The 1,776-nt window shown below is 63.6% G+C and carries 3 protein-coding genes; all 3 read right to left on the reverse strand.

The features are described from left to right. Positions 1-36: 36 nt before the first annotated feature. Entirely contained in the window at positions 37-357 is a 321-nt protein-coding gene (locus tag JJL56_RS32675; RefSeq protein WP_200487926.1) for a hypothetical protein, read from the reverse strand. A gap of 114 nt (positions 358-471) precedes the next feature. Further along, positions 472-891, reverse strand: a complete 420-nt coding sequence (locus JJL56_RS32680) for a CBS domain-containing protein (protein WP_200487927.1) — start codon at positions 889-891, stop codon at positions 472-474. A 557-nt stretch (positions 892-1,448) separates the two neighbouring features. Beyond that, positions 1,449-1,776: integrase core domain-containing protein (locus JJL56_RS32685; protein ID WP_200487928.1), on the reverse strand; the 328-nt coding region annotated here is incomplete at its 5' end.

A 1,776-nucleotide genomic window follows, 5' to 3' on the forward strand; every position in this document is an offset into this window, starting at 1 on the left:
CTCAGCGGCTTAACCTCGCGCCCGCCACCCCCAGCTTCAGCTTCGGTGAATTATCCGGGCTAGCGCCGCCGGGCGCGGCCGCTTGGGACGCGGTTTCGGCGCCACGATCCGCAACGGCTCCACCCAGCATGGGGGATAGCCGTCAACCCCGAAGCACCAGACGGTCCGCGCGATGCCGTCCACGGCGCGCAACGACACGCGGGCGTCGTGACCGTCCTTGCCGGCTTGATGCGCGGCCTGCACAGCGGCGGTCAGAGCGCCGTTCCGCCCGCTCAGGAAGGGACCGTACCGTTTCTTCTCCAGAAGGATGAACCAGCCGGTTCCGCGTTGCGCGACGAGATAGTGCGCGTGTCCCATGCTTCATCCCTTCCGCTTCGCCGGTGTGGCTGCGCGTCCGTCCGGTCTTGCCTTGCCTGTTCTTGCCATGCCGGTGCCGTTGGGGGCCGTATGTGACGGTGGTCCGGTTGGGGATCACCGGAGCTGTTCCCAGCACTGGCGCTCGGTTTCCAGTTCGGTCTTCTCCGATCCCACGAAATCGACGCGCGAAATCAGCCCGACGACGCGCCCGTCATGGATGACCGGCAGGTGCCGGTAACCCCCGTCCTCCATCATCTGCAGCCCTGTGAGCGCGAGATCCGTAGCGGGGATCGTGTCCGGATGCCGGGTCATGACTTCGGCCACGGTGACACGGTCCGGGTCCCGCCGCTCGGCGACGACGCGGCGAACCACGTCCTGTTCCGTGAGGATGCCGTCCAACCGGCCGGCGGTCATGGCGAGCACCACGCACTGCCGCCGCTCCTTCATCGCCACCGCCGCGGCGTGGACCGTGGCCGAGGGGGGCAGGACCACCGCATCCGTGGCGGACATCGCTTCGAAGATTCGGCGCGGCATGGTGGGACTTCTCCACGGCGTTTGATCAGCGGGGTTCAGTGGACAGGCATCGCGGCCATGGGGCCTCACGGGGCCATCGGATTTCGGACGGACGGGCCTGTTCCGGCGGGTCCGCCGACAATTTCTTGGCGCTTCTGAAAGGATTGAAAATAATATGGGGCGCCTCATCCAAGTTTCCAGAAAAAATACGGTGGCTTTCTCAAAAAATATAATGATAATAACTTTATTGCATTTTGATGCGACACAATATCATCCACCCCGACATGGGACGACAATGTCGATGCCGTGGCCACTGTGAATTTGAAAAAGACCGCGTTGCCGACGAGCCAAGGCTTCTGGATACACGCCCGCCCCGCCACCCCCCAAGTCGACCGAAGTCCAGGGTGCAGCCCCGCTTGGAATGGCTCTCGGATCTTTGTCTCAAACCGTGATGTGATGCCAATGCGACTGTTGGCAGCATTGGTGATGCACAAGCGCTCACCATGGAGCAGGCGGGTGAGCTGGTCCCCGTTTCCCGGACAGATTTGCGGTTGGAATAAGCTTGGTTCAGGTTCGTGTCATGCCGCCAATCTGATCCGGTCCGATGTGCCCTGGTAGGCCTTGTCCGGGGTTCTGCCGCCGAGCGCCGAGTGCGGGCGGGCGGCGTTGTAGTAATCGATCCAGCGGCCGATCCCGGCCCTGGCCTCGCTGCCCGTTTCGAAGGCGTGGAGGTAGACGCACTCGTATTTCATCGATCGCCACAGCCGTTCGATGAAGACGTTGTCCATCCACCGGCCGCGCCCGTCCATCGACACCCGAATGCCGGCCGCGGTCAAGAGCCTGGTGAAGCGTGGGCTGGTGAACTGGCTGCCCTGATCGGTGTTGAAGATGTCCGGCCGTCCGTGC

This window comes from Azospirillum aestuarii, from assembly GCF_016632405.1.
Lineage (GTDB): Bacteria > Pseudomonadota > Alphaproteobacteria > Azospirillales > Azospirillaceae > Azospirillum > Azospirillum aestuarii.